The organism is Aquamicrobium terrae (genome assembly GCF_052978165.1).
In genome coordinates, this window is the sequence record NZ_JBRKLZ010000003.1 from 273,605 (window position 1) to 299,735 (window position 26,131).

Genomic DNA, 26,131 nt, shown 5'->3' on the forward strand with positions numbered 1-26,131 from the left:
TGCGGAGACAGTCGTGGCGATCATGTTCGTCAGAGCGCAGGTGATAGGAAGGGGATCGGGACGCAGCATCGTCTCGGCCGCCGCCTATCGCCATCGTGCGAAGATGATCGACGAACAGGCCGGCACGTCGTTCAGCTATCGCGGCGGGGTGGCTGAACTTGTGCATGAGGAGCTGGCGCTGCCGGATGCCATCCCGGCCTGGCTGCAGAACGCCATCGAGGGCAAGTCGGTGGCGGGGGCGAGCGAGGCACTGTGGAATGCGGTCGAGGCCTTCGAGACGCGGGCCGACGCGCAGCTTGCCCGCGAGCTGATTGTCGCGTTGCCCGAAGAGCTGACCCGGGCAGAGAACATCGCGCTGGTGCGCGAGTTCGTGGAGGACCGTTTCACGTCGAAGGGCATGATTGCCGACTGGGTCTATCACGACAAGGACGGCAATCCGCACATTCATCTGCTGACGGCGCTCAGGCCGCTGACGCAGGCGGGGTTCGGGCCGAAGAAAGTTCCTGTGCCTGGTGAAGACGGCGCGCCGTTGCGCGTGGTCACGCCCGATCGGCCGAACGGCAGGATCGTCTACAAGGCCTGGGCCGGCGACAAGGAGACGATGAAGGGGTGGAAGGTCGCCTGGGCGGAGACGGCCAACCGGCATCTGGCGCTGGCCGGTCACGAAATCCGCCTCGACGGGCGATCCTACGCCGAACAGGGTTTTGAGGGCATTGCCCAAAAACACCTCGGGCCGGAAAAGGCGGCACTCGCGCGCAAGGGCGTCGGGATGTATTTTGCCCCGGCCGATCTTGCGCGCCGCCAGGAGATGGCCGACCGGTTGCTGGCCGATCCGGATCTTGTGCTGAAGCAGCTTTCCAACGAACGTTCGACCTTCGACGAAAAGGATATCGCAAAAGCGCTGCACCGCTATGTCGACGATCCGGCCGACTTCGCCAACATCCGTGCACGGCTGATGGCCTCGAACGAGTTGGTGACGCTGAAGCCGCAGGAGATCGACGAACAGACGGGCAAGGCGTCGGAGCCGGCGGTGTTCACCACGCGCGACCTCCTGCGCATCGAATATGACATGGCCAAATCGGCCGGGGGTCTGTCGCAGCGCAAGGGGTTTGGCGTCTCCGCGCGAGGTGTTGCCGCGGCGATCAAATCCGTCGAGGCGGCCGGCACGGAAAAGCCCATCCGCCTCGATGCCGAGCAGGTCGATGCCGTCCGTCACGTCACCGGCGACAGCGCCATCGCCGCCGTTGTCGGTCTTGCCGGGGCCGGCAAGTCGACGCTGCTGGCCGCCGCGCGCATTGCCTGGGAAGGCGAGAGGCGCCGTGTGGTCGGCGCGGCCCTTGCCGGCAAGGCGGCGGAAGGGCTGGAGGACAGTTCCGGCATCAAGTCGCGGACGCTTGCATCGTGGGAGCTTGCCTGGGCCAGCGGGCGCGACCGGCTCGAGCGTGGCGACGTTCTGGTCATCGACGAGGCCGGCATGGTGTCGTCGCAGCAGATGGCGCGTGTGCTGAAGGCGGTGGAGGCGGCCGGGGCAAAAACCGTTCTTGTGGGCGACGCCATGCAGCTCCAGCCGATCCAGGCGGGTGCGGCCTTCCGGGCGGTCTCGGAGCGTATCGGCTTTGCCGAGCTTGCCGGTGTGCGTCGCCAGCGCGAGGCGTGGGCGCGGGATGCGTCGCGTCTCTTCGCCCGCGGCGAGGTCGAAAAGGGTCTCGATGCCTATGCCGGACACGGCCATCTGGTCGAGGCGCAAACGCGTGAGGAGATCGTCGGCCGCATCGTGGCCGATTGGACGGAAGCCCGCAAACAGGCCATCGGGAAATCTGCCTCGGAGGAAAGAGGCGGTCAGCTTCGTGGCGACGAGTTACTTGTGCTGGCCCACACCAATGACGATGTGCGCAAGCTCAACGAGGCGCTGCGTCAGGTGATGACCGACGCGGGCGCGTTATCTGGGTCCCGCATCTTCCGGACCGCGCGCGGGACACGGGCGTTCGCCGCCGGCGACCGCATCGTCTTCCTGGAGAATGCCCGCTTCGTCGAACGGCGCGCGCAGCAGCTCGGACCGCAACATGTCAGGAACGGCATGCTGGGCACGGTCGTCTCCACCGGCGACAAGCGCGGCGGTCCGTCGCTGTGCGTTCGGCTCGACACTGGCCGCGACGTCGTCTTCAGCGAGGACAGCTACCGCAATGTCGATCACGGCTATGCCGCGACGATCCACAAGTCGCAGGGCGCGACGGTCGAGCGGACCTTCGTGCTCGCCACCGGCATGCTGGACCGGCACCTGACCTATGTGGCGATGACCCGGCATCGCGATCGCGCCGATCTCTATGCCGCCAGGGAAGATTTTGAGGCGAAGCCGCAATGGGGATGGAGGCCGCGCGTCGATCATGGTGCCGGCGTCACCGGCGAGCTCGTGGAAACCGGCCAAGCGAAGTTCCGGCCAGACGACAAGGATGCGACCGAGAGCCCCTACGCCGACGTCAGGACCGAGGATGGCGCTGTCCATCGCCTTTGGGGCGTGAGCCTGCCGAAGGCGCTGGAGGAGGGCGGCGTCGCTGAGGGCGACACCGTCACGCTGCGCAAGGACGGCGTCGAGAAGGTCAAGGTCAAGGTTGCCATCATTGACGAAGAGACCGGACAGAAGCGCTATGAGGCGCGCGAGGTCGAGCGCAATGTCTGGACGGTCGAGCGTGTCGAATCCGCCGAAGCCCGTCAGGAGCGCATCGAGCGCGAGAGCCATCGGCCAAAACTGTTCAACCGGCTTGTCGAGCGGCTGTCGCGTTCCGGCGCCAAGACGACGACGCTCGATTTTGAGAGCGAGGCGGGATACCGGGCCCACGCTCAGGATTTTGCCCGGCGGCGCGGTCTCGATCGTCTCTCGCTCGTTGCGGCCGGAATGGAGGAGGGCGCTTCGCGGCGGCTGGCCTGGATTGCGGAAAAGCGCGGGCAGGTGGCGGCCCTGTGGCAGCGGGCGAGCGTGGCGCTCGGCTTCGCGATCGAGCGCGAACGGCGCGTCTTCTATAACGAGCAGCGCCCGGAGGTATTGGCGGAAGCCGTCCCGGTCGCCGGCTCCCACTACCTGGTCCCGCCGACGACGGTGTTCGCCCGCAGCCTCGAAGAGGATGCGCGGCTGGCCCAGCTTGCCTCGCCGCGCTGGAAGGAGCGGGAAGACATCCTGCGGCCGGTCCTCGACAGGATCTATCGCGATCCGGCTGCGGCCCTTGCGAAGGTGAACGCGCTTGCCTCGGATGCAGCGCTCGAGCCCCGCAAGCTCGCCGACGATATCGCCGCTCGCCCGGGCACGCTCGGACGGCTGCGCGGGGCCGATCTTCTGGTCGAAGGTCGTGCGGCGCGTGATGAACGCGACAAGGCGATGGCGGCCGTGGACGCGTTGGTTCCGCTCGTTCGTTCCCATGCCACCGAGTTCCGCAGGAACACCGGTCGATTCCGTGAGCGCGAGCAGGAACGGCGCGCCCATATGTCCCTGTCCATCCCCGCGCTCTCAAGGCCGGCCATGGCGCGTCTCGCCGAGATCGAGGCGGTGCGTAGCCGTGGCGGGGAGGATGCTTACAAGACCGCCTTCGCCTTCGCCGTCGAGGACCGCGCCGTTGTCCAGGAGGTAAAGGCGGTGAGTGATGCCCTGTCCGCCAGGTTCGGATGGAAAGCCTTCACCGCGAAGGAGGACGAGTTCGCGGCCCGTAATATCGCCGAGCGCATGCCGGAAGACCTGCCCCTTGAACGGCGCGAAAAGCTCGCCCGGCTGTTCGAAGCCGTTCGCCGCTTCTCCGGGGAACAGCATCTGGCCGAGCGGAAGGATCGCTCGAAGGTCGTCGCGGGCGCCAGCGTCGAGCCCGGGAACGAAACAATGGCCATTTTGCCGATGCTGCCTGCGGTGAAGGAGTTCAGGACGCCGGTCGACGACGAGGCACGGACACGGGCGCTCACCGTCCCGCATTATCGTCATCACCGGGCCGCACTTGCCGAGGCCGCAAAACGCATCTGGCGCGACCCGGCCGGCGCCGTCGGAACGATCGAAGACCTCATCGTCAAGGATATTGCGGGCGACAGGATTGCGGCCGCCGTGACCGATGACCCTGCCGCCTATGGCGCCCTGCGCGGCTCCGATCGGCTGATGGATCGCATGCTGGCCACCGGCCGGGAAAGGAAGGCAGCGCTGCAGGCCGTGCCGGAGGCGGCCGCACATCTGCGTGCGCTCGGCGCATCCTGGGTCACCGCCATCGATACCGAGCGCCAGGCCATTACGGAAGAACGCCGCCGCATGGAGGTTGCGATCCCCGGATTGTCGGATGCGGCCGAGGATGCCCTGCGAAAACTCGCCGCCCAGATGAAGAAGAAGGGCGGCAGGCTCGACATCGCCGTCGCTTCGCTCGATCCTGCCATCGGCCGCGAGTTCGCCGCCGTCAGCCGGGCGCTCGACGAGCGCTTCGGCCACAACGCCATCCTTCGCGGCGAAAAAGACGTCATCCAGCGCGTGGCGCCCGCCCAACGGCGCGCCTTCGAAGCCATGCACGAAAGGCTCAAGGTCCTGCAGCAGACTGTCCACCTCCAGGCTAGCCAGCAGATCGTGGCCGAACGGCAGCAGCGCGCCATCGATCGTGGGCGCGGCATCGGCTGCTGATTGAAGCCAGACGAACGAAAAAAGCCAGACAGCCAGGGCCGGGAACAAAACCGCAGGCAAACATTATCTACGCCAAGGCCTTGCAGCGTCACAACCGACCAGAACGACATTGTCGTCGATGGCAGTCACGGTGTTGCAGTCTTATGCCCATTCGGTGATGGCGCTACGACGTGGTCGAGGCTGAAGAAGAGGTTCTCGTTCAAATGATCGCGCCCGACCTACGGGCCTTTGCCGCACATAAGCTGTGGGTATCGAAACGTGTAGACCGCGAACCGGTCAAGAGGCGGAGCGATTTGGCTCAGGCGAAGGCAGTGGTGCGCCTCACCGCCTGCAATTTCGACCACCTGCCCTATGAAGCGAATGCCATCAGATTGTTCCCCAAGGCAGTTTTCGAAGATGCTAAGGCCTATTCATGCTTTGACTTGGAGCCTGTACAAGTGCCCTACCTTCACTGATGGCGGACCTGATATCAGCATCGAGGCTTGTTTGATGTCCCCGTCGTTTGAGCAGACAACCCAATCTCCATAAGGGGGCGCACAGCTTCCGATCTGCTGGGAAGATCAGCCTGTGCCCGACGCCATTCATCAATGCGCGCAAGCAAATCGATTGAAAGCCGTAGCTCGAATCGTTCAGTTTTCGTCCCCGGAGGATTGGATCGGATAACTGCGCTCATTGTCAGACACATTAAATCCGTGACGCGCACCGTATTCAACAAGTGCGATTTCGATGACGCTGGTGACCGAACGTCGTTCTATTGCGGCGATGTGTTGCGCCAACCCCAATATCGCTGGGTCGAGACGGGTTGTGAATGGCTTCTTTGTCATTGTCGTTTTGGCGCTTGAACATCAACTACAAATATGCATAATGTGCACGTGCAATGCCCATGCGTTGCACATACGAAGGCTGGCCAGAGCGCGGCAACGTTCTGACCGATCATAACCCAGCTGAGTGGAGCTCGGATCATGGCTGATTCCGATCATAGCATTTCTTTGCCTTTCGTCATGAGATGGCGAAAGCAGTGTTTGGGACGGTGCTCACAGCTACTGAGCTTGATAGATGCCTCTCCCCTTCACTAGTAAGACCTTGCTACCAATCACTCATCGCTTGGTGGAAGCTCGATCTCGCGGCGTTTGGCATATTCGATCAGCGCGAGTTCAATTACGTTAGTAATTGAACGCCGTTCTACTTCGGCGATCCGCTGTGCCAACGTTAAAATCGCTAGGTCGAAGCGGGTTGTGAATGGTTTCTTTGTCATTAGTCTGGGGGTGGTGAAATTTTAAGCGAACACGCTCGTGCAATAAATGTTTTCTGAAGGGTAGGCGGCTAATCAAAGCGCGGCAACGCTCTGATTAGCCTGACCACAACCAAGCTGAGTGGAGCTCGGATCATGGCTGATTCCGACCATAGCATTTCTTTGCCTTTCGTCATCCTGTGGCGCGGGGGGAAAATGCCATGATTGGCGTTGCAAGGCCAGCCGACAGGCATAAGGGGTGCGCATCGGTCGCGCCGGCAGGAGACGGTTTCCGGCACAGGGACCCGGTTTTGGCGCTGGCGGATCGCTGGCGCGATGCGCATGCGCGGGCCCTTGCGCTGTGCCGGCGCCAGCAGCGGCTGGAAAGCAGGATCGCGCGGACGACGGGCGCTCTGCCCACTTCTTGCTCTGAAGAGGTTTTGGGGAATACGCGCCGGGAGCAAGCCGACCTTGACCTTGGCTATTCGAGGGCGAAGGCGGCGGAGGAACGCTTCGCCGGGGAGACGGCCCGGCTCCTTGAGGAACTGGCGCGGACGCCGGCCCACTCGATGGGCGGCGTGGTGGCCAAGCTGGAGGTCCTGCTGCTGGAGAGCGAGGCCGGCGATGCGCCGTCCGACTTTCCGTGGCCGCATCTGCGTTCGGTGCTGGCGGACCTGCGGCGCCTGACCGGTGCTGAGGCTTCTTTGCAGCGGGGCCCGTCGTAAGGGCATCAGGGACAGTCGCAGCCGGATCGCTGGCCGTGCAAACCAGACCTTCGCTCGCAAGGGCCCGAAGCGACCTCTGGAACAAAGTTTCACAAAAATGGGAGGAAGAACATGACGTCTCGATTGAGCCCGCGCCGGGCAATATTGGCCAGGGGGTTGGGTGTGGTGCTGGGTGTCGCCGCACTGGGGGCCGCCGGCCAGGCGGCGTTTGCCGAAACCGCGAAGGACCGCATCCTGCGCGAGGGCAGGATCGTGGTCGGCATCCACAACCGCGCCCCCTGGGGCTATCGCGACGAGGCGACGGGCGAGGCAACGGGCTGGCATCCCGACCTGCTGAAGGCGGCTTTCGCCGATCTGGGCGTGAAGGAGATCGACATCAGGGTGGCCGAGTTCGGCGCCCTCATTCCCGGCCTGCTGGCGGGACGCTTCGATGTGGTGGCGTCAGGCCTGTCCATCACCCCGGAGCGGTGTAGGCAGGTCGCATTCGGCAGGCCCGACCTGAAGGAGCTGGATGCCGCACTGGTGCTGCCCGGCAACCCGAAGGACATCCACGGCTACCGCGATATCGTCGACAACCCCGACATCGTCATGGGCGCCGGGCGCGGCAGCGTGGTCGTGCGTAATGCGCTGGCGGCCGGCGTGCCGAACGAGCGCATGCTTCTGTTTCCCGACATCCAGTCGAACGTGGCCGCCCTGCGCGCCGGCCGGGTCGATGTTGCCCTGCTTTCCCTGCCGACCGTGCTCGGTCTCCTGAAGGACGGCAGCGCCCGTGACGTGGAGCGGGCGGATCCGTTCGTCATCGCCGACGAGCAGGCCAACTACGCCGCCGTGGCCTTTCGCAAGCAGGACGAGGACCTGAAGGCGCTCTATGACGAGAAATTCACGGCATTGAAGCAGGACGGAACGGTCGCCGGGCTTATGAAGAAGTACGGCTTTGCCGAGGATGCGACCGTCCCCGACACCGTCACCACCGACCGGATCTGCGGCAACGGCAAGGACGGGGCCGGCGAATGAGCATGTTCGACATCTGGTCCGGCATCCTTTCAGGGTTCCGGGTCACGGCCTCCGTCACCCTTTACGGGCTGGTCTTCGCGGTTCCCTTCGGCCTTGTGTTGGGGATCGCCCAATATCTGACGACCGGCTTTGCCCGCTTCCTCGTCACGTCCATGATCGAATTCTGGCGCAGTTCTGCGGTCGTCATCCTTCTGTTCGTCTTCTACTACGCGCTCCCCGTGGTCGGGGTCACCCTGTCCGCCATGACCGTGGGGGCCATGGTTCTGGGCCTCAACACCGCGGGCTACGCCAGCCAGGCCGTGCGGGCGGGATTGCAGGCGCTCGATCGCGGCCAGAAGGAGGCGGGACAGGCGCTCGGCCTGTCGCGTGCGACCATCCTCCTGCTCATCGAGTTGCCGCAGGCGCTGCTGGCCATGAGCCCGACCTTCATCAACCTCGTCATCCAGCTGGTCAAGGCGACATCGCTGGTCTCGCTGATCACGCTGACCGACATGACCTTCCGGGCCAAGGAAATCGCCCAGGTCGAGTATGACCCGGTTCCCGTCTACCTCGCCCTGCTGCTGTCCTATTTCATGGTCTGCTATCCGATCGCCCTTCTGGGACGATGGGCGGAGCGGTGGGTGACGCCGGTCAGGGAGGCGGGTCGTGGGATTTGACGTCGGCTTTGCCCTGGCGAGCGTGCCGGCGATCCTGGGCGCCATCGGCATGACCCTGCTGGTGGCGGTCGCGAGCTCTCTCGGCGCCGCCGTCCTTGGCTTCTGCCTCGAGATCGTGCGGCGCAGGGGCGGCCTTGTCGGCCTCCTCGTGCGCTTCCTCATCGACTTCATCCGGGCGACGCCGGTGCTGGTGTGGCTCTATTGCCTGTACTTCATCCTGCCCTTCCACGGGGTGCGGCTGAGTGCGCTGACGGTCGGCATTGCCGGTCTCAGCCTCTATTACAGCGGCTATCTGGCCGAGGTCTTCAAGGCCGGCATCGACGCCATCGCCAGGGGCCAGCAGGAGGCGGCAAGGGCGCTGGGCCTCGGCCGGCTCGATACGGTCGTCTTCGTCATCGCGCCGCAGATGCTGCGCAACATCGCAGCGCCCATGGGCAACTACTTCGTCTCGATCCTCAAGGCCACGCCCTATCTGGCGGTTCTGGCCGTCCCCGAAATGCTCGGGGCGGCCTTCGACATCGCCTCCGACACCTATCGCTATGCCGAGCCGCTCACCGTGGCCGGCATCGTCTTCCTGGCGCTGGCCCTGGCCATCTCGCAGGGCGTCAGATGGCTGGAGAAGCGCCTCGCCGTTTCCACGGCGCGATGAGCATCTCCCGAAGAATGGCCGCCATGAACCTTCGCTTTCAGAAAGACCCGCTTTGCATGCAAGACCCCCGACAGACCCCGGCCGTCGAGATCGACGCGCTTCACAAATGGTACGGCACCTTCCATGTCCTGAAGGGCATCGACCTCAGGGTCGCGCACGGTTCCCGCATCGTCATCTGCGGCCCGTCCGGCTCGGGCAAGTCCACCCTGATCCGCTGCATCAACGGTCTGGAGGCGTATCGGCAGGGAACCGTAGTGCTGGACGGGACGAAGCTCGGAGAAGATGCCGTGCAAACCGCGCTGGCCCGCCGGCAGACCGGCATGGTGTTCCAGAACTTCAACCTGTTTCCGCATCTGAGCGTGCTTGCCAACTGCACCCTGGCCTTGCGCCGGGTGGCCGGCATGGCGCGCACCGAGGCCGAGGCCGTGGCCCGTCACTATCTCGAGAAGGTCCGCATTCCCGAGCAGGCCTCCAAATATCCCGCACAACTGTCGGGTGGCCAGCAGCAGCGGGTGGCGATCGCAAGGGCGCTGTGCATGAGCCCGCGCCTGATGCTGTTCGACGAGCCGACCTCGGCGCTCGATCCGGAGATGATCCGCGAGGTGCTCGACGTCATGACCGAGCTGGCCCATGACGGCATGACCATGATCTGCGTCACCCACGAGATGGGCTTTGCCCGCGAGGTGGCCGACGCGGTCGTGTTCATGGATCGGGGCGCGATCGTGGAGCGGGCCGAACCCGCCACCTTCTTCTCGGCGCCGAGCCATCCGCGGGCCCGCGACTTCCTCGGCACCCTGCTGCATTGACAGGAAGGCTGTATCGACATGGAGGCTGCGATGCCGGCGGGCGAAACGCACATGTGGACGACCCTCGACCTCGAACGGGACGGCAAACAGCATGGCTTTGTGCGGCTGCCCTTCTCGAGCGACCTTTCCGCCTATGGCACAATCCCGATCCCCATCGCCTGCATCAGGAACGGGGACGGGCCGACGGCGCTGCTGGTCGCCGGCAGCCACGGGGACGAATATGAGGGCCAGATCGCGCTCGGCAAGCTGGCGCGACGGATCGAGCCGGGCGAGGTGCGCGGCCGCATCGTTGTCCTGCCTGCCCTGAATTACCCCGCCGTGGCCGCCGGCCGGCGGCTGTCGCCGCTCGACGAGGGCAATCTGAACCGCCTGTTTCCGGGCAAGGCCAACGGCACGCCGACCCAGATGATCGCCCACTACGTCGTCTCGGTGCTTCTGCCCCTGTCCGATCTCGTCATCGACCTGCACTCTGGCGGAAGGTCGCTGGCCTATTATCCCTGCTGCCTGATCCGGGACGGCGGGATCGCGACTGAGACGGCGCGCCTTGTCGAGCTCATGCAAATCTTCGGCGCGCCCGTCGGCTCCATCAGCGACGGCGCAGGCGGCGGTGCCTCGACGACGCTGTCGGCGGCGGCCCAGGCCTGCGGCGTTCCCGCGCTCACGGCGGAGCTGGGTGGTGGCGGCAGCTTCTCGCCCAAAGGCGAAGCCATCGCCACCCAGGGGCTCTGCCGTGTTCTCAGGCATGTCGGCATCCTGCCGAACGCACAAACCGAACCGCCGCCGCCCGTGCGCCTGATGCGGGTCGAAGGCAGGGACGCGTTCGTCTACGCGCCCTGTCGCGGCATCTTCGAGCCCTGCGTCGAGATCGGCGACAGCGTTCACCCAGGCCAGTGCGCGGGCGCCATCCATCCCATCGACGGCCCGCATCGGCCCCCACAAGCCATAAACTTCACCAGACCCGGCCTCGTCGCCTGCCGCCGCTTCCCAGCCCTCACAAACCCCGGAGACTGCCTGTTCAAATTGCTCTCGGATGTAGAACGGACGTAAGGCGCATAGTCCCTCGGCTGGTCGGCATCGCTGCCCGTTACGCGAAGCTACATTCTCAGCGAAGGTCAGGGATTATCTACGACCTTGGCCTTTCCTTTTTGGGGTCGTAATGGGCGAAGGGGACGATTTTTGCGGGCAGGCGTTTCTGGTGGCCGTCGAGCTTGCCGATCTCGACCTCGGTGCCGATGGCGGCATGTGTTGCGTCGACCCTGGCCAGGGCGATGTTCTTCTTCAGCAGCGGCGAGCGCATCGAGGAGGTGACTTCGCCGATCTGGGCGCGGCCGATATGGATGCAGTCGCCATGGCCGACCGCGACATTGCTGTCGATATCGAGCCCGACCAGCTTGCGCACGGGATGCTCCTTGCGCCGGATCAGCGCCTCGCGGCCGATGAAGTCGTCGGTCTTGGACTTGAGCGGCACGGTAAAGCCGATGCCGGCCTCGAACGGATCGGTCTGGTCGGAGAACTCGTAGCCGGCGAAGATCAGCCCCGCCTCGATGCGCAGCATGTCGAGCGCCAGGAGCCCCATCGGCTTCAAGCCCAGCGGCTGGCCAGCTTCCCATACCGCATCGAACACCGTGCCGGCATCGCGCGGATGGCACCAAACCTCATAGCCGAGCTCGCCGGTATAGCCGGTGCGCGACACCACCACAGGCACGCCGTTCTCGCCGCCGATGCGCCCGATGGTGAAGCGGAACCATTCCACCTCCTCAAGCCGCGGCTGGTGCGGCGGCGTCCAGATCACCTCCTTGAGGATGGCGCGGCTGTTGGGGCCCTGCACGGCGATGTTGTGCATCTGGTCGGTGGAGGCGCGCACCAGCACCTTCAGCCCGAGTTTGTCGGTCGTCTCGCGCAGCCACACGCCCGAATAGTCGTCGCCGCCGATCCAGCGGAAATTGTCCTGTCCCAGCCTCAGCAGCGTACCGTCGTCGATCATGCCGCCATGTTCGTAGCACATGGCGCTGTAGACCACCTGGCCCACGCCCAGCTTCTTGACGTCGCGGGTCAGCGTGTATTGCAGCAGCGCCTCGGAATCCGGGCCGGTGACCTCGAACTTGCGCAGCGCCGACAGGTCCATCACCACCGCCTTCTGGCGGCAGGCCCAATACTCCTCGATCGGCCCTTCCTTGGCGAAGGAATTGGCCAGCCAGTAGCCCTTGTATTCGACGAAGTTGCGCGTGTGCTGGGCAAAGCGCGAATGGAAGGCGGTTTCTGTGGTCATTTTCGGCTCGGAATCCGGAGTTACGCGGCGGGCGATGGCGCGCGAGAACCTGTTCTTGTCGGAATAGGTGCGCACATGGATGTCGGTCAGGTTCCAGCCATTGGCCGGCGTGGTGTCGTCGGGGCAGGCCGAGGACACGCACACGATGTCGGTAAGCGCGCGCAACAGGACATAGTCGCCCGGCCGCGACCACGGCTCGTCCGAATACATCACCCCATGCGCGTCGATGCCGGTGTTGAAGAAGAAGTTCACCGCCATCCAGCCCGCCCGCGGGCGCACGCCCTTGTCGGCCAGCGCCCGGTTGAAGTTCTCCGAGCAGTTGGCATGGCCCGGATAGCCGATGTCGTCATAGTATTTGGCGTAGCAGGCCAGCGCGAAGGCGTCGTGACGCCCGCAGGTGTCCTGCACCACCTCGACCAGCGGCTCGAAGTCCTGGTCGTAATATTTGGCGTGCAGGCCGGGCATCGGATAGGCATGGCCCATCAGCGAGCGGGTGGCGGTGACATCGAGGGGGTTGTCGAGGCCCTTGTCGAGCTTGCGGGCCGAAAAACACTGGAAGTCGGTGCACTGGCGCCCGTCGACATCGATGATCTGGATGAATTCGCCCGCACGCACGAAAAACGACTGTGCGGTGGCCGACCTGACCCTCAGGTCGAGCACCGGATCGGCCAGCGGCTCCGGCAGCTCCGCGCCCCTGGCCCGTGTCTGCACGCGCGCCCTGCGCACCAGAACCAGGATCGGCGTGACCGTGTCGTGGCCGTCGACGGCCATCGGCCCGCCCGGCGCGGCGACCACCAGGCTGCCGTCGCGGGTGACAGTGAACGTCTCCTCGGTCCCCGCCGGCGTCAAGCCGTCGAACAGCCGCACCGCCTCGGCCTTGGCAAGGTCGATGCGGCGCCGGGTCAGCCCGGCGCGGAAAGCGGCCAGGCTGCTGTTGTCGCCGGCAAGCAGCGCCTGCAGGCCGGCGGCGTTGGAATTGGACCTGACGCCGAGGATCGCGGCATCGGTGCGGCCCGAGGCGTCAGCCGCCACCAACTCGCAGGCCTGCCCGCCCTCAAGATCGCGCACCGTGACCGTATCCCCGGCCTCGACCGACACAAACACCGCGCCTGCGCCCGCAACCTCATAGCGCTCCATCCCTGCAGGCAGCGCGAGCGAGCCGGGAAGCAAAATCCCGCTCGCACGAGGTGGGCCAGGCACCACATCGGGATAAGGGGCACCTGTCATGGCCATCACCGCCCTCCTCGCAGCAATCGACTGAAACCTGGTCGCCAAGCTAGCAGCCTGCTGTGAACCAGTCCGCCGACACAGGTGAAAATCACCGCACCGGATGTGAAAAATTGTGACAGTCTACTGGACCTCGAAGGTCGGCTTGAACCAGGCCGGGGCGAGACTGCGCTCGAGGTCGAGCGATTGCACATTGCCACGGTCGACAATCGCGACCGGCGGCCCGACATGGCGGTAGCGCAGCGTGCCTTCGATCGCCCGGATCGCCTGGTCGATGGCGATGCGGCCCTGCAGGGGCGGCGAATCCGTTGGTGCCGCAACCACCTTGCCGCGGTTGATCTCGCGGAACGTGCCGTGCGTGAAGTAGTCGGCCAGCACCTGGACGTGATTGGCGCGGCCCTGCGCCCTGAGGATGCTTACCGCGGCATCGGCCGTGGGAGCGCTGCCGACGATGTAGTCGATGTCGGGCTGGGTCTCGAGCACCTCCTCGATCAACAGAAGCTGGATCTCGACGCCGGTGTCTCCCCATTTTACTGCCGATATCTCGGCCGAGCTCTGTTCCAGCGCCCGCCGGAAGCCCGTCTCGATGAACTTGACCCATCCTGCGTCTTTTGGTCCGGGGAACCAGGCGACGCTGACGGGCATGGTGCCGGCCGGATGCATGCGGGCGAGATAGGCGCCGATCGACTGGCCCATCTCCTCCCAGGAGACGCCGGTCTTGGCGGAGATGCCGGCGTCATCGATGTCGTTGATGGCGGCGATGACCGGGACGCGCTCGGCGATTTCCCTGATGGTCGGCGTCAGCCCTTCATAGGATACGGTGCCGACAATGAGAGCGTCGGCATTGGCACTGCAGGTGCGAATCTGCTCGATCTGGCGGTCGAGATTGGGATAGCCGCCCGCTTCGACGACCGTCAGCTTGACGCCGGACGAACGTGCCTGCTCGACCATGCCGTAATTGACGCTGACCCAGTAGGAATCCTTGAGATGCGGATAGGAGGCGCAGATGCGCCACGGCTTCGCCGCCCTGGCGACGGGCTGGTAGTCGATCGTCGTCGGAGTCCGCGTGTAATCGAACGGCGGATTCCAAGCGTTGAGCTTCCAGCTCGTTTCCGCAGCTAGGGCGAAATGCCCGAGGCCGCACGCCAAGAGGGCGGTCGCGAGCAGGCGCAGGCATTGGCGGCCGGCAGATACGTACATTGCTTTACGCTAGACGGCTTACGTTGGCAGCGCAAACCATGGTTATATGAGCCATGCTTCATAGGTTCGGCATCGGTGGGAGGCTGTTCCTCGCCTTCCTGTGCATCACTGGCCTGTCCCTGACATCCGGCCTGGTTAGCTGGTTGATCCTGCGCAACATCGCCGATGCGCAGGCTGTGGTGAATGCACAGGCCTTGCCGGCGGTGGCGGTGACCCAGCGCACCGCGGAGCTCAGTGCCAAGCTGATCGCCACCGCTCCGGCGCTTGCGGCAGTGAGATCGCGCGAGGAGCTCCTCGCCGAGCAGGCGAAGCTCACGACGCTGTCGCAGGAAATAGTCAAGTCGCTCGCCGAGGTCCGGCGCCTGTCGATCGACCCCAAGCTCGTGGAGGCCTTCGCCGGCTCGGTCGAGAAGATGCTGGCCAACCTCAAGCAGAACAACGAGCTGGTGCGGCAGCGCCTCGACGAGGACAAGGCTTATCGGGACGGTGCGGACGCTGCCGCCGCTGCTGCGCAGCAGATCCTGCTGCTATCGGAAACGTTGATCTCCAACGCCTCGGCAGGTGCGTCGGCGGTGACGGCCAACCTCTACGGGCTGATCGGCGATCCGGCGCGGCGCGAGGATGCCTATATCGCCCTCGATCGCCTGATCGAACATGACATCTACCTGATGGAGCGCATGTACGAGCTGCGCCACCGCAGTGCCCAGATCAGCCTGCTGGCCAATCGTCTCGGCCGCGCCGAAACGAAGGCAGAGATCAACGAGATCAGCAACATCTTCCAGGACCATGTGAAGGTGATCCGCCGACGCATCCTCAGCATCGACGACCCAGTGCGACGCAAGCAGGGCCTCGAGTTGTTCGCTTCCATCGAGGCCGCCGCAGGCGAGGTCCCCGTCGCCGGTTCGATCTTCGGCCGTCGCCAGCATGTCGTCGATCTGGCCAGCAGCCTCGACGCCATGGCCCAGGCCAACCGCGACCTCGCGGTGACGCAGAACCAGGTAGCGCGGAACATCCTCGACCGCTCCGACGAATTTGCCCGAACCACGGCCGAGCGGGCCGACAATGCCGTGCGCATCGGCGTCGTCGTGCTGGTGGCCACGTTGCTCGGTGCCGTCCTCGCTTCGGGTGCCATCGTCTGGTTTTATGTCGAGCGCAATCTCGTCCGTCGCCTCAGCGGGCTGTCGCGGGCGATGCAGCGGCTAACTGCGGGGGATCTCGACGTAACCGTCACCGACGATGGCGACGACGAGTTGCGCACCATGGCGGTGGCCGTCAACCAGTTCCGCGACGAGTCGCGCCGGCGGCTCGAACTGGAGCAGGAACGCGAGCGCATCACCGACGAATTGAGGCGTCACCGCGAGGAATTGCAGCAGCTCGTCGAGGAGCAGACCGAGCAGATCAGGCTGGCCAACAAGCGCCTGCGGCAGGAGGCGGTCGAGCATGATGAGGCGCGTGCCCGCGCCGAGCAGGCGAGCAGCGCCAAGTCTGCCTTCCTTGCTACGATGAGCCACGAAATCCGCACGCCGATGACCGGCATGCTGGGCATGATACGTCTTCTCGCGGACAGCAAGCTTGGACCGAAGCAGCGCGAGCACCTTACGGTCGCGGCAAGCTCCGGTGAGGCTCTGCTGGGCATCCTCAACGCCATCCTCGACTATTCGAAGGTGGAGACCGGCAATGTCGTCATCGACAAGATCGACTTCGACCTGGCCAAGCTGGTGAGGGGCGTGGTCATGTTCATGCGGCCGATGGCGGCGGAGAAGGGACTGGATCTCAGGCTGGTGGTCGATCGCAAGCTGGCACGCGCCTTCAATGCCGACGCCGGCAAGATACGCCAGATCCTGTTCAATCTCGTCAGCAACGCCATCAAGTTCACCGAGCATGGTCATGTGCTGGTCGAGGTCATGGTGGCGGCCAATCGCAAGCAGAGCCAGACCGTTCACCTTGCCGTTTCCGACAGCGGCATCGGCATCGCGCCCGAGCGCCAGGACGACGTCTTTCAGCCCTTCACCCAGATGGATGCGTCGATCACCCGCCGCTTCGGCGGCAGCGGGCTCGGGCTTGCGATCAGCCGCGAGTTCGCCCGGCTTGTGGATGCCGAGCTCACGGTCGCATCGCAGCCGGGGAAGGAGAGCACGTTCAGGCTGGAAATTCCGCTGCAGAAGGTGGCTGCCGGCACGTTGTCGGCGTCAGGGCAACGCCGTGCCCGCCGGCCTTCAGGTGCCGCACAGGCCATCCTGGTGGTCGAGGACGACGACGCCACGCGCATGGTGGCGACGGAAGTGCTGGAACGGGCTGGCCATCGCGTGAGAGCCGTGAATTCCGGCTATCTCGCGCTCGAGGCGATCGACGACTTCAGGCCGGATGTCGTTGTCATGGATGTCAGCCTGCCCGGCATCGACGGTATCGAGACCATGAGTCGCCTGAGGTCCAAGCTTTCCGCCCCGGATCTGCCGGTCGTCGCGATGTCGGCCCATGTCTTCAGGACCGACATCGAGCGCTATCTTGACGCCGGTGTGGACGCATTCGTGGCCAAGCCCATCGTACACGAGCAACTGCTCGATGCGGTCGCATCGCTGGGCCTTATGACTGCACCGGCCAAGCCGGTTGCCGCCGCCATAGACATCGTCGCCTGCCGGGCCGACATGGATGCGCTCGGCCCGGAAACCGTGAGGCACCTGCACCGTATTGCCCGTGACAACTTGCCAAGGCGCTTCAAGTCGATGCGGGAGGCGCTGGCGGCAGGTGATCGCGAGATCTTGCGCGATCTCGCCCATGCCACACGCAGCACGGCCGGCTCCATCGGCTTCCCACGCCTGCTGGAAGAAGCGGAAGCGCTCGAGGCGGCTGCCGCGCGGTCGCCGGCCGCCAAACTCGGTGCCATGGTCAAGGCTTGCGAGAAGGCCTATGCCGACGGTTCCCGGCAATGGGAGGCGATGCTCGACGAGGCTGCCGATCCGGCACACCCTGCCTGAAGATCAGTTGGCGCTAGCGAAGGCATGTTGCGCAGCGTCGGGGGCGAAGAAATAGCCCTCGCCGTGCGAGGTGATGATGATGCGCGGGGCCCTCGGATTGTCCTGCAACTTCCGTCTGAGACGCCGGACCAGGACGTCGACCGTGCGATCGCTGGCATCCCATTCGCGCCTTGATATCTCGTGCAGCAGGCGCTCGCGCGACAGCACCTGGCCGGGGTTGGCGGTCAGCACTGCGAGCAGCTTGAACTCGGCGCCGGTCAGTTCGACGAAGGTGCCGTCGGCGGCCTGCAGCGTCCGCCTTGGCACCTCCAGCGTCCAGCCGTGGAACTGCCGTGTCGCCGAGGCCGCCTGCGGCAACCTGTTCTTGCCGACGCGGCGCAGCAGCCCCTTTACGCGGGCAAGAAGTTCGCGATGTTCGACGGGTTTGGTGACGTAATCGTCGGCGCCGATCTCGAGGCCGACGATGCGGTCGATGGTGTCGGAACGGCCGGTGACCAGGATGATGCCGACATCGGAGCGTTCGCGTTGTTCGCGGGTGAGCTTGAGGCCGTCCTCGCCGGGCAGGTTGATGTCAATCATCAGGAGATCGGCCGGGTACCTGCTCATGATGGCGCGCATCTGCTCGCCGTCACCCGCCTCGCTGACCTTGTAGCCCTCGGCTAGGAAATAGCTGGCGAGCTTGGCCCGTGTGACCGGGTCGTCCTCGACGATCACGATGTGATGCTGGACCCGCATGCCATCCTACCCTCCCAAGTCCGTTAACATCATTTCACAAGTCGGCCTACGACTTTTACACCCCGGGCGACACCGGTTCACTTCTCGCCGCTATCTTTGCGGTAATGGAGCGGAAATGAACCGGCCCGCAGAGGCCGGCACTCCGCCTTCCATGGGAACAATCGCAACACAAAGGAAAGGGAGGTTCAATGACGAATTTCACGAAGTCCGCAACTATGGCCACGGTCATGGCTTTCGCGACCGGTACTGCATTCGCCCAGGATTCCACCGACGTCATCAAGATCCCGACCCATAACTGGTCAAGCCAGATCGTCGGCGCCCATATCGTCGGTAAGCTGCTGGAGAAGGGTGGAGCCAAGGTCGAGTATGTCTCGGCCGACAGCCAGGTGGTCTACACCGCCCTCTGCGAAGGCGACGTCAGCCTGGTCCATGAGGTTTGGGAGGGGGCCTTCGGCGTCGCCTTCCAGAAGGTGGTCGATGAGGGCTGCGCCATCGATGCCGCCACCCATGATGCCAAGACGCGCGAGGAATGGTGGTACCCGACCTATGTCGAGGAGGCTTGCCCCGGCTTGCCGGCCTGGGAAGCGCTCAACGCCTGCGCCGACAAGTTTGCGACGGCCGAAACCGCTCCCAGGGGCCGCTTTCTCGGTGGACCGGTCGACTGGTTGAAGCACGATGCCGAGCGCGTCGAGGCACTTGGCATGAACTTCGAGGTCGTGAATGCCGGTTCGGCGGCGGCGCTCTGGGCGGAGCTCGATTCCGCCGTCAAGCGCAAGGAGCCGCTTGTCCTGTTCAACTGGACGCCGAATTTCGTCGAGGCGCTTTATGACGGCAAGTTCGTCGAATTCCCTGCCTTCGATCCCAAGTGCAAGGACGATCCGTCATGGGGCTCTAACAAGGAGCTTTCCTATGACTGCGGCAACCCTAAGGACGGCTACCTGAAGATAGCGGCCTGGAAGGAATTCCCCGCCAAGTGGCCCAAGGCCTACGCGATCCTGCAGAAGGTCAACTTCTCCAACATGGACATCGCCGTGCAGGCCAAGCTGGCCGACATCGACAACATGGAGCCGGAACAGGCCGCCGACAAGTGGCTGGCCGACAACGAGGCGCGCTGGAAGGCCTGGCTGAACAACGCCAGCTAGTTCCAGCATCCAAGGTCCTGTTCCGGTGTCGTGGCGCCCGCACAGCGGACGCCACCTCTCCACGTGCACCCATCGGCCCCCTGGCGAGAGGCAGCCCGACATGTCCGAAGCGAAAATCGCATGCCGCAACCTGTGGAAGCTCTACGGCTCCGATCCGGCCGGGTTCCTGCGCCGCCATGCCGGCGATCTCTCGATCGAAACCATCAGGGCCGAAGGTTACGTTTCCGCCGTCCGCCACGTCTCTTTCGAGGTGATGCCGGGTGAAATCCTCGTCGTCATGGGGCTGTCAGGGTCGGGCAAGTCGACCCTGCTGCGCTGTCTTGCCCGTCTTGTCGAACCGACTTCGGGCGAGGTGATGTTCGAGGGCCGTAACATCCTTGCGGCCACCGAGCGCGAGCTGATCGACATCAGGCGCCACAAGATGGGCATGGTCTTCCAGCATTTCGCCCTGCTGCCGCATCGCACCGTTCTCGACAATGTCGCCTTTCCCCTCCAGGTGCGCGGTACGGATCGCCAGAAACGCGAGGCCCGCGCCCGTGAGGTGATCGAGCTGGTGGGGCTCAAGGGCCGCGAGGGCTACTATCCGCGCGAGCTTTCCGGCGGCCAGCAGCAGCGTGTCGGCATCGCCCGTTCGCTCGCTGTCGGCCCCGACGTCTGGTTCCTCGACGAGCCGTTTTCGGCGCTCGATCCGCTCATTCGCCGCGAGATGCAGGACGAGTTCCTGCGCCTGCAGCAGGTTCTCAACAAGACCATTGTCTTTATCACCCACGATTTCGACGAAGCGATCCGCGTTGCCGATCGCATTGCCATCATGAAGGATGGCGTCGTCGAACAGCTTGGCACTGCAGAGGAGCTGGTGACCCGTCCGGCCACGCCCTATGTCGGCGAGTTCACCCGCAACGTCTCCCACGACCGTCTGCTGTCGGTGCGCTCAGTCATGGCGCCCGCATCGTCCCGCTCGCCTGAAGCGACGGCCGTCCAAGCGCAGGCGCTGCTGGCCAGCGTCGCCCGTCAGGTGCTGTCGTCGGAACGGCCTGTCGACGTCGTCGACGATGGCGGAGCGCTGGTCGGCACGCTGAGCCGCAGCAGCCTGATCAATGCGCTCTACGGCAAGGAACAGCGCTCATGACAGCCGCGACGCTGACCCGCCCCGCCGAGATGGAAGAGCAGAGGTCCGTGAGCTCGATGACGAAACCTCTCCTGGTGCTGCTGCCCTTCCTTATGCTCCTGTTTGCCGCGTCCCTGCTTCCCGACTGGGCGGCGCAGGTGCCCAGGAACTGGACGATCCCCTTCGTCGGCTGGGTCAATACGCTGATCGAGCATCTGCGCGACGACGCGATCTTCGGGCCGTTTTCGTTCCGCGACCTTACGCGCGGCGCAGCCGAGCTGATCACCTGGCCGCTGGCTTTCGTCGAAGGGCTGCTGGTGTCGGGCTTTCCCGGGGTCGGGCTCGCGGCCATGCCGTGGGTCATGATTGCAGGGCTGGCAGGCGTGTTCGGCTGGTATCTCCGGGATTGGCGGCTCGGTCTGCTGTCGGCCGGTTGCGTCGCCTACATGGCGATCTTCGGCAAGTGGGACCTGTCGATGATCACCTTGTCGGTGGTGCTGGTCGCAGCTCCCATCGCCGGTCTCATCGGTTTCGGCATGGGTATCCTCGCAGTGAAGAAGCAATGGTTCGAAGCGCTCATCGTGCCGTTGCTCAATGTGCTGCAGTCATTGCCGCATTTTTCCTACCTGATCCCGATCGCCGTGTTCATAGGCGTCGGCCACAAGGCGGGTGCCATCGCCACCGTCATCTTCGCCATCCCGCCGATGGCCCGGCTCACCATCCTCGGCCTCAAAGGCGTCGCCGAGGAAGTGCGCGAAGCGGGCAAGATGGCCGGCTGCACCCGCTTCCAGATCTTGTGGATGGTCGAAATCCCCTCCGCCCGCCAGTCCCTTTTGGTCGGCGTCAACCAGGTCATCATGCAGTGCCTGGCGATGGTGGTCATCGCGTCCTTCGTCGGCGCGCGCGGCCTCGGCCACGATCTCTTGTTCAGGCTCCAGGCCCTGAAGATCGGCCAGGCGCTGGAGAGCGGCGTCGCCATCGTCCTCATGGCCATCACGCTCGATCAGCTGAGCCGTGCCGCTGCCTACAAACAGCCCTCGCATGTTTTGCCCGATGCCACCTGGCTGCAGCGCTTCCCGTTCCTCGCAGCCGCGGTGGCGGTTGTGCTGGGCTCGCTGCTCCTGGCGGCTGTCACGCCCAACGCCCGGGCCTGGCCGGCGGAACTCGCCCTGAGCACAGCGCCTTTCTGGAACGCGCTTGTCGACTGGGTCACGGTCACGCTCTACGACCCGCTGCAATATCTCCGTAACGCCATGCTGCTCTATGTGCTGATCCCCATTCGCGACCTGTTCCAGAGCATCCCGTGGACGGCGATGGTAGCGCTGGTCGCGGCCGCCGGCTGGACGCTCGGCGGGCTGCGCCTGGCGCTGATCGTTACCGGCTTCGTGCTGTTCATCGCCTTCGCCGGCTACTGGGAGCGGTCGCTGATCACAGCCTACATGGTGACGGTCGCCGTGCTGATCTGCATCGCCATTGGCCTGCCGATCGGCATCTGGGCTTCGCGCAGCGAGCGCCGCACCGGTATCGCCAAGCTTGTGTGCGACACCTTCCAGACCTTCCCGTCCTTCATCTACCTGATCCCGGTGATCATGCTGTTCAAGGTCGGCGACGTCGCAGCGATCTCGGCGATCATCATCTACGCGATGATCCCGATCGTGCGTTACACCATTTTCGGCCTGCGCAATGTACCCCAGGAGATCGTCGAAGCCGGCCTCACCTCGGGCTGCACGCAGCGGCAGCTTTTGTGGAACATCCGCATGCCGCTGGCCTTCCCCGAGATCATGCTAGGCATCAACCAGACGATCATGTTCGCGCTGTTCATGGTCATCATCGCGGCCTTCATCGGCACCAAGGACATCGGCCAGGAGATTTTCCGTGCCCTGACCTTCAACGATGCGGGCAAGGGTTTGGTGCTTGGCCTCTGTGTGGCCTTCATGGGGTTGACGGTCGACCAGCTGATTACGGCCTGGTCGACGAAAAGGAGGCAACGGCTGGGGCTTTAGCGAACCGTGAACTTTCAGGAGGGCACCCATGCGGGTATGGATGCCCAATCACGGCAAAATCATTACTGACGAGGGTGATGTCAGGTTGGCGACGGCGATTCCGACTGGCAGGCGGTCGACGCGACTGCACCTGATCTGATCAGCCGCGCACGCATTCTAGACGATGCGTGGCAGTTTGCCGAAGGATGGGCTGTGCAGGAAGTTCGTCAGCAGGCACCCAATCTCGATTGCCTTGCGGTTGATGATGAACCATGCGGGCTTCGGGAACATGCGGAAAGGCTGTTCCAGAACAGTCCGCTCTGGCTTGTCGAACATGAGCGTGTTGTGAACGTCGCCGATGCCGCTTTGCACGTCCTACAATGTGTGGCGACATTCTTCAGGAACGCTTTGCCTCACCTTTCTTGCGCGCGGCGGTCCTGGTTCAGGCTTCGGCAATCTCCAGCGTATCGTCGGCGATCCTGTTCAGCAGCCTGATACGCTCCTCGTTGCCCGTGCGCGCCGATTTGAGGCCGTCGAGTTCGGCCAGGGCGGCATCTAGGGTCCGGACCCAATAACGGGGTTCCCCCTGCCAGCCAGATCGTGATTCACTGCCTCATCGAGGAGGCGGTTATATGGGTGATTTCTTTTGGTTTTCCGATACGCAGTGGGCTCGGATCGAGCCGCTGCTTCCGACCGACGTGCGCGGCAAGCCTCGCGTAGATGATCGCCGTGTGCTGAGTGGCATCGTCCATGCTCTGCGCTGCGGCGGCCGTTGGGCCGACTGCGCCGATGTCTATGGACCGAAGAAGACGCTTTATAACCGGTTCGTTCGCTGGTCCGAACGCGGCATATGGGAGGGCATATTCAGCGCGCTGGCGGGAGCAGCAGATGCGCCGGACCGGTTGTTTATCGATAGCTCCTGCATCAAGGTCCACCGCTGTGCGGGTGGCGGAAAAGGGGGGCCTTGGCCCATGGTATCGGCCGCACGAAAGGCGGACGAAACACCAAGCTCCATGCCGTCTGTGACGAGAAGGGCCGCCCCTGCGTCCTGCTCCTGACGCCCGCAAACGTGCACGATTGCAAGGTCGCACAGCTTTGTATCGAGGCGATGCCGCCGTCCGCCGAACTCGTCGCTGACAAAGGATATGATAGCCAGGCGCTACGGGAATGGCTGGTCGAGCGTGGCACCGAGCCCGTCATTCCGCCCCGCAAGAACCGTAAGGTCCAGTACGACTATGACCGCGCTGTCTACAAGCAGCGCAACATTGTCGAGCGCATGTTCTGCCGCTTCAAAGACTGGCGACGCATCGCAACCCGTTTCGACCGCAACGTCAAAAACTTCATGGGCGCTATCAGCCTCGCCGCCGCCGTCATATGGTGGCTGTAGTGAGTCCGGACCCTAGTTCCTCCCTCCAGGGCTGAGGGGCCATCTTCAGCCGGGTAGCCATTCTGTACTCCCTTTCCCGGCTGACCGAGTTCGGATCATTTCCGGCCCGCCGCGCGGCGGCCGGCATCGCGGCCTGAAAAGATGCAACCGCCGAGGAACGTGCCTTCCAGCGCGTTGTAGCCGTGATAACCGCCACCGCCGCCACCGGCGACTTCACCTGCCGCATAGAGGCCCGGCATGGGCTCGCCCTTGCTGTCGAGCACCTGCGCATCGACATTCGTGTGCAGCCCGCCCAGCGTCTTGCGGGTCAGTATATGCAGCCGCACCGCAATCAGCGGGCCGTTCCGAGCATCGAGGATCTTGTGCGGCTTGGTCACGCGGAAGATCTTGTCGCCCAGATAGCGACGCGCGTTGCGAATGCCGGCGATCTGCGCGTCCTTGGAATAGGATGCCTCCACCTCGCGGTCACGCGCCTCGATCTGCCAGCGCAAACGGTCATGGTCGAGAAGACCGTCACCCGAAAGCTCGTTCATTGCCGCAACCAGGTCACGAAGGGTATCGCGCCGGATGAAATCCTCGCCGTGGTCGAGGAAGGCGCGCACCGAAGGCGGAGCCTTGCCGCCGCGCCGGTTCTTCAGCACCGCGCGCCAGTCCTTGCCGGTGAAGTCGAGGTTCTGTTCCGAACCCGACAGCACGAACTCCTTCGCCGCCATTTTCGATGTCAGCACGAACCAGGAGTAGTCATGGCCGGTGGAAAGGATGCGCCGCAGCGTTCCGAGTGAATCATAGGAGGGGAAGAAAGGTGCTTCCAGCCGTTCGCCCAGGGCGTCGAACCACATAGGGGAGGGCGCCGACAGGATGCGGATGCCATGGTTCGGCCAGATCGGGTTCCAGTTGCGGATGCCCTCGACATAGTGCCACATCCGGTCCTTGTTGATGGTGGCGGCCCCCGCTTTCTCGGCTATGGCGAGCATGCGCCCGTCGACATGATGCGGTACGCCCGCCACCATCGATTTGGGGGCAAGGCCCAGCCGATCCGTCGGCCACATTTCGCGAACCAGATCGTGATTGCCGCCGATGCCGCCCGAAGTGACGATGACGTTCGCGGCGGCGAACTCGAATTCGCCGACCACATTGCGGCCCGACTGCTGGCCGCGGGCCACATCGGCCGGCTCCAGCACCTCGCCGGCCACGCCCGTGATTGCTCCCCCGGTCTTGACGAGCCGCGAGACCTGATGACGGAATTTCAGCGTGGTGAGGCCCTTGGCGGCATGTTCGCGCACCCGCCGTTCGAACACCGCGACCACGCCGGGGCCGGTGCCCCAGGTCAGGTGGAAACGCGGCACGGAATTGCCATGGCCATGCGCCAGAGCGCCTCCGCGCTCGGCCCAGCCCACAACCGGCCACCACCGCATGCCCATGCCGTACAGCCACGCGCGCATCTCGCCGGCGGCGAAATCGACATAGGCTTCCGCCACCTTGCGCGGCCAGTGGTCCTCGGGCCGGTCGAACTGTGCCGAACCTTGCCAGTCCTGCCAGGCAAGCGCGCGGCTGTCCCTGATCCCCAGACGGCGCTGCTCGGGCGTGTCGACCATGAACAGACCGCCGAGCGACCAATAAGCCTGGCCGCCGAGCCAGTCGCCGCCTTCCTGCTCGACGATAAGCGTTTTCCTGCCCGCGTCGCCCAGCTCCGCGGCGGCAACGAGGCCGGCCAATCCTCCCCCGACAACAATGGCGTCCCAATGTTCCACCAACTGCCCTCCGTGGACCACGGATTTGTATCTCGCCGGTGGGTTATTTCAACAGCCTGGAGCAGAACTTTCCTACCGAACAACCAACACGGGCACGGTTGAGTGATGTACGACCTCTGCCGTCTGGCTTCCCAAAAGCAGTCGCCCGATCCCCCGCCGTCCATGCGAAGCCATGACGATCAGGTCGCAACCCTGGCTCTTGGCGGTCGCAAGAATACCTTCAGCCGGGGAGTGGTCCGAAACCTGCATGTATTTCGCTTCGACTCCCAGCTTTTCAGCCGCTTTCCGGGCATCTCCCAACACCGTATCGGCGAACTCCTTTTGACTGGCGTCATACCGGATTTGATCGTTCTCACCCGAAACCCAGCCCGTAACGTCAATTACACCCTCCATCGGAAAAGGCTTCGTAACGATGACCACCGTGGCGTTGCATGAAAGTGCCTTGGCTAATGCCAATCCATGATCAACACCCTTGTGGGATATAATTGAACCGTCCGTTGCAATAAGAATGTTGTTGTACACCTGCTATCTCCGTTGTGATTGTTCGGCCTTGGCCAGGAGCGGTATCCTGTGACGAAGGCTCTCCCGGTCCTAATCCTGCATCGCATTCAGCCCAGGTGGAGAAGATAGTTTTTCAT

The 26,131-nt window shown here is 64.3% G+C and carries 19 protein-coding genes; 13 read left to right on the forward strand and 6 right to left on the reverse strand.

What is annotated here, in order from left to right; translation table 11 throughout:
- Nucleotides 1-13: 13 nt before the first annotated feature.
- From traA to ACVCNR_RS24440, 8 genes are all read left to right on the forward strand, one after another.
- The gene (gene traA / locus ACVCNR_RS24405; RefSeq protein WP_447076860.1) at nt 14-4,636 is read left to right on the forward strand and encodes a Ti-type conjugative transfer relaxase TraA; all 4,623 of its coding nucleotides are present in this window, start codon (nt 14-16) and stop codon (nt 4,634-4,636) included.
- A gap of 170 nt (nt 4,637-4,806) precedes the next feature.
- Nucleotides 4,807-5,091, forward strand: a complete 285-nt coding sequence (locus tag ACVCNR_RS24410) for a GSU2403 family nucleotidyltransferase fold protein (RefSeq protein WP_447076861.1) — start codon at nt 4,807-4,809, stop codon at nt 5,089-5,091.
- Nucleotides 5,092-6,178: 1,087 nt separating this feature from the next.
- Nucleotides 6,179-6,592, forward strand: coding sequence for a hypothetical protein (locus ACVCNR_RS24415; protein ID WP_447076863.1), 414 nt, complete (start codon nt 6,179-6,181; stop codon nt 6,590-6,592).
- Between the two features lie 111 nt (nt 6,593-6,703).
- Nucleotides 6,704-7,606 (forward strand): ectoine/hydroxyectoine ABC transporter substrate-binding protein EhuB, encoded by a 903-nt coding sequence (gene ehuB, locus ACVCNR_RS24420; RefSeq protein WP_447076864.1) that lies wholly within the window; start codon nt 6,704-6,706, stop codon nt 7,604-7,606.
- Nucleotides 7,603-8,262, forward strand: a complete 660-nt coding sequence (locus ACVCNR_RS24425) for an amino acid ABC transporter permease (protein ID WP_447076528.1) — start codon at nt 7,603-7,605, stop codon at nt 8,260-8,262. The genes ehuB and ACVCNR_RS24425 overlap by 4 nt, the downstream gene beginning before the upstream one ends.
- Entirely contained in the window at nt 8,252-8,911 is a 660-nt protein-coding gene (locus ACVCNR_RS24430; protein ID WP_447076529.1) for an amino acid ABC transporter permease, read from the forward strand. The genes ACVCNR_RS24425 and ACVCNR_RS24430 overlap by 11 nt, the downstream gene beginning before the upstream one ends.
- Entirely contained in the window at nt 8,908-9,717 is an 810-nt protein-coding gene (locus ACVCNR_RS24435) for an amino acid ABC transporter ATP-binding protein (protein WP_447076689.1), read from the forward strand. Before ACVCNR_RS24430 ends, ACVCNR_RS24435 begins: the two co-directional genes overlap by 4 nt.
- 30 nt (nt 9,718-9,747) lie before the next feature.
- Nucleotides 9,748-10,764 carry a succinylglutamate desuccinylase/aspartoacylase family protein gene (locus ACVCNR_RS24440; RefSeq protein ID WP_447076530.1) on the forward strand — a complete coding sequence of 339 codons (1,017 nt, stop codon included), beginning with the start codon at nt 9,748-9,750 and terminating at the stop codon, nt 10,762-10,764.
- A 76-nt stretch (nt 10,765-10,840) separates the two neighbouring features.
- On the opposite strand, the gene ACVCNR_RS24445 is transcribed toward ACVCNR_RS24440, so the two are convergent.
- Together ACVCNR_RS24445 and torT are read right to left on the reverse strand one after the other, a co-directional pair.
- Entirely contained in the window at nt 10,841-13,213 is a 2,373-nt protein-coding gene (locus ACVCNR_RS24445) for a trimethylamine N-oxide demethylase (RefSeq protein WP_447076917.1), read from the reverse strand.
- Between the two features lie 123 nt (nt 13,214-13,336).
- Complete coding sequence (gene torT, locus ACVCNR_RS24450) at nt 13,337-14,413, reverse strand: TMAO reductase system periplasmic protein TorT (RefSeq protein WP_447076865.1); 1,077 nt, start codon at nt 14,411-14,413, stop codon at nt 13,337-13,339.
- A 53-nt stretch (nt 14,414-14,466) separates the two neighbouring features.
- Between torT and torS the strand changes: the two genes are divergently transcribed.
- Complete coding sequence (gene torS, locus ACVCNR_RS24455) at nt 14,467-17,388, forward strand: TMAO reductase system sensor histidine kinase/response regulator TorS (RefSeq protein WP_447076866.1); 2,922 nt, start codon at nt 14,467-14,469, stop codon at nt 17,386-17,388.
- Nucleotides 17,389-17,391: 3 nt separating this feature from the next.
- Here the strand turns inward: torS and torR are convergent, their stop codons facing one another.
- Entirely contained in the window at nt 17,392-18,123 is a 732-nt protein-coding gene (gene torR / locus ACVCNR_RS24460; protein ID WP_447076867.1) for a two-component system response regulator TorR, read from the reverse strand.
- A gap of 188 nt (nt 18,124-18,311) precedes the next feature.
- Here torR and ACVCNR_RS24465 point away from each other — a divergent pair, with 188 nt between their 5' ends.
- The 3 genes from ACVCNR_RS24465 (at nt 18,312) to ACVCNR_RS24475 (ending at nt 22,376) form a co-directional block, all read left to right on the forward strand.
- Nucleotides 18,312-19,265 (forward strand): ABC transporter substrate-binding protein, encoded by a 954-nt coding sequence (locus ACVCNR_RS24465; RefSeq protein ID WP_354199669.1) that lies wholly within the window; start codon nt 18,312-18,314, stop codon nt 19,263-19,265.
- Between the two features lie 100 nt (nt 19,266-19,365).
- The gene (locus ACVCNR_RS24470) at nt 19,366-20,394 is read left to right on the forward strand and encodes a quaternary amine ABC transporter ATP-binding protein (protein ID WP_447076868.1); all 1,029 of its coding nucleotides are present in this window, start codon (nt 19,366-19,368) and stop codon (nt 20,392-20,394) included.
- Nucleotides 20,391-22,376, forward strand: a complete 1,986-nt coding sequence (locus ACVCNR_RS24475) for an ABC transporter permease (protein ID WP_447076869.1) — start codon at nt 20,391-20,393, stop codon at nt 22,374-22,376. The genes ACVCNR_RS24470 and ACVCNR_RS24475 overlap by 4 nt, the downstream gene beginning before the upstream one ends.
- A 156-nt stretch (nt 22,377-22,532) precedes the next feature.
- Here the strand turns inward: ACVCNR_RS24475 and ACVCNR_RS24480 are convergent, their stop codons facing one another.
- Nucleotides 22,533-22,691, reverse strand: coding sequence for a hypothetical protein (locus ACVCNR_RS24480; protein ID WP_354199672.1), 159 nt, complete (start codon nt 22,689-22,691; stop codon nt 22,533-22,535).
- Between the two features lie 296 nt (nt 22,692-22,987).
- Between ACVCNR_RS24480 and ACVCNR_RS24485 the strand changes: the two genes are divergently transcribed.
- Nucleotides 22,988-23,742 (forward strand): IS5 family transposase gene (locus ACVCNR_RS24485; RefSeq protein WP_447073368.1). Its coding sequence is split into 2 segments (ribosomal slippage): nt 22,988-23,320 and nt 23,323-23,742, totalling 753 coding nucleotides; the frame shifts between segments, so codons are not numbered across the junction.
- A gap of 95 nt (nt 23,743-23,837) precedes the next feature.
- On the opposite strand, the gene ACVCNR_RS24490 is transcribed toward ACVCNR_RS24485, so the two are convergent.
- On the reverse strand, nt 23,838-25,493 hold the full coding sequence (locus ACVCNR_RS24490; RefSeq protein WP_447076870.1) for an FAD-binding dehydrogenase: 1,656 nt from the start codon (nt 25,491-25,493) through the stop codon (nt 23,838-23,840).
- A gap of 72 nt (nt 25,494-25,565) precedes the next feature.
- Entirely contained in the window at nt 25,566-26,015 is a 450-nt protein-coding gene (locus tag ACVCNR_RS24495) for a universal stress protein (RefSeq protein ID WP_447076871.1), read from the reverse strand.
- Between the last annotated feature and the right edge of the window lie 116 nt (nt 26,016-26,131).

Bases quoted from the DNA above. Each gene is read 5' to 3' on its own strand.
- torT (WP_447076865.1), bottom strand. From the start codon at position 14,413: ATGTACGTATCTGCCGGCCGCCAATGCCTGCGCCTGCTCGCGACCGCC.
- ACVCNR_RS24425 (WP_447076528.1), top strand. From the start codon at position 7,603: ATGAGCATGTTCGACATCTGGTCCGGCATCCTTTCAGGGTTCCGGGTC.
- ehuB (WP_447076864.1), top strand. From the start codon at position 6,704: ATGACGTCTCGATTGAGCCCGCGCCGGGCAATATTGGCCAGGGGGTTG.
- torR (WP_447076867.1), bottom strand. From the start codon at position 18,123: ATGCGGGTCCAGCATCACATCGTGATCGTCGAGGACGACCCGGTCACA.
- torS (WP_447076866.1), top strand. From the start codon at position 14,467: ATGCTTCATAGGTTCGGCATCGGTGGGAGGCTGTTCCTCGCCTTCCTG.
- ACVCNR_RS24465 (WP_354199669.1), top strand. From the start codon at position 18,312: ATGACGAATTTCACGAAGTCCGCAACTATGGCCACGGTCATGGCTTTC.
- ACVCNR_RS24435 (WP_447076689.1), top strand. From the start codon at position 8,908: ATGAGCATCTCCCGAAGAATGGCCGCCATGAACCTTCGCTTTCAGAAA.
- ACVCNR_RS24470 (WP_447076868.1), top strand. From the start codon at position 19,366: ATGTCCGAAGCGAAAATCGCATGCCGCAACCTGTGGAAGCTCTACGGC.
- ACVCNR_RS24445 (WP_447076917.1), bottom strand. From the start codon at position 13,213: ATGACAGGTGCCCCTTATCCCGATGTGGTGCCTGGCCCACCTCGTGCG.
- ACVCNR_RS24480 (WP_354199672.1), bottom strand. From the start codon at position 22,691: ATGTTCGACAAGCCAGAGCGGACTGTTCTGGAACAGCCTTTCCGCATG.
- ACVCNR_RS24475 (WP_447076869.1), top strand. From the start codon at position 20,391: ATGACAGCCGCGACGCTGACCCGCCCCGCCGAGATGGAAGAGCAGAGG.
- ACVCNR_RS24440 (WP_447076530.1), top strand. From the start codon at position 9,748: ATGCCGGCGGGCGAAACGCACATGTGGACGACCCTCGACCTCGAACGG.